Here is a 1589-nt window from a genome sequence, read left to right on the forward strand (position 1 = left end):
CCCCAGTCGCTCCTGCAGCGGGCGGATCAGGTGATTGAGTAATGAACCGGCGGGCATTCATCGGCACCGTGGCTAGCGGCCTCCTCGCCGCGCCGCTCGCCGCCGAGGCCCAGCAGGCGGCCAAGGACACTCGAATAGGCTTCCTGGCGGCCAACCTGGCCGCTGGTCCCCACCTGACCGAGGCCTTCCGTCAAGGACTGCGTGACCTCGGTTACGTCGAGGGCCGCAACGTCGTGATCGAATACCGAAATGCCGAGGGGTCGTTCGAGCGGCTCCCCGTTCTCGCGGCCGAACTGGTTGCGCTCAAGGTTGATGTCATCGTGACCGCAGGAGGCCCACTCGCCCACCTGGCCGCCAAGCAAGCGACCAGGACCCTCCCCATTGTCTTCGCTGCTGCTGACGATCCGGTTGGGAGCGGGCTCGTCACCAGCCTTGCGCGGCCGGGCGGCAATGTCACGGGGTTGTCGTTCTTCGGCCCGGAGCTAGTCGGCAAGGTTCTGGAACTGCTCACGCAGGCCGTTCCGGGGGTCACCCGGGTCGCTGTCCTCTGGCAGCCAGGTGCCGCCGGCGAACGCACGGAAAAGGACATGCTGAAGGAAGCAGACGTGGCGGCGCGGGCCCTGGGGGTGCGGCTTCAAGTCGTTGAGGCGCGAGGTCCCGCCGATCTCGACAGGGCCTTCTCGGACATGACCAGGGCACGCGCGGGCGCTCTGACTGTGTTGACAAGCGTCATGTTCGTCAATGAACGAAGACGCCTCGTGGACCTGGCGGCAAAGAACCGACTGCCGGCAGTGTACGCACAGAGGGAGTTTGTCGATGCCGGGGGCCTTATGTCCTATGGACCGGACGTTGCTGATTTGTTTCGGCGCGCCGCTACCTACGTGGACAAGATTCTCAAAGGCGCCAAGCCCGCCGACCTGCCCGTCGAGCAGCCGACGAAGTTCGAGCTGGTCATCAACCTCAAGACCGCCAAGGGCCTCGGCCTAACGATCCCGCAGTCGCTGCTGGGGCGAGCGGACCAAGTCATTCAATAGGGGACAAAGCGTGGTATCACGCGGGACACGACGGCGCGTCGAGTCATCGCGGTGTGGCGGGCGACATGCGGCTGACGGCCGCGACGCGAGCGGTCGGTCTCGCCATCTACCCCGCCTGAGGAAGGTTGGCTGGACTAGGTCGGGCTCCCTGGGCCAGGGGGTGCAGGACGTCGATCGCCCAAGCCACATTCAACCGTTCCCCGAGCCAGCTGGCGCACGCCGTCCGCGCGCCGATGCGAAGGCCTTGCACGTCGTGACACGCACGGAGAGCCTCGACGGGATCACCGGGCACCGCGGGAGGCGGCGGTGCCTCAGGCAGCGGGCGGCCGTCCGGCCGCCGGAACCGGAGAGCCCCGTCGGGTAAACGCGCGACCTGGTAGCCCTCCTCGTGCACCGCCCGGTGATGCCGCCGGCAGAGGAGGGCCAAGTTCGAAAGCGTGGTGGGACCGCCGTGCGCCCAGTGTCGGAGATGATGCCCCTGGCCGAAGCGGACACCGCAGCCGGGGAAACGGCAGCCGCGGTCCCGGTGGTGGAGGGCCCGCCTCAACGCGGGGG

2 protein-coding genes are annotated in these 1589 nt (G+C 67.8%); one reads left to right on the forward strand and one right to left on the reverse strand.

Annotated features, from left to right (window positions below; all coding sequences use genetic code 11):
- The first annotated feature begins 41 nt into the window (after window positions 1-41).
- Window positions 42-1034, forward strand: a complete 993-nt coding sequence (locus tag VGV06_02620; GenBank protein HEV2054048.1) for an ABC transporter substrate-binding protein — start codon at window positions 42-44, stop codon at window positions 1032-1034.
- 106 nt (window positions 1035-1140) lie between these two features.
- Here the strand turns inward: VGV06_02620 and VGV06_02625 are convergent, their stop codons facing one another.
- A complete protein-coding gene (locus VGV06_02625) occupies window positions 1141-1581 on the reverse strand; it encodes an HNH endonuclease signature motif containing protein (GenBank protein HEV2054049.1) in 441 nt (146 codons plus the stop codon).
- Window positions 1582-1589 lie beyond the last annotated feature (8 nt).

It is taken from the genome of Candidatus Methylomirabilota bacterium, assembly GCA_035936835.1.
Lineage (GTDB): Bacteria > Methylomirabilota > Methylomirabilia > Rokubacteriales > CSP1-6 > AR37.

Coding starts and splice junctions, on each gene's coding strand:
- VGV06_02620 (HEV2054048.1), top strand. CDS start 42: ATGAACCGGCGGGCATTCATCGGCACCGTGGCTAGCGGCCTCCTCGCC.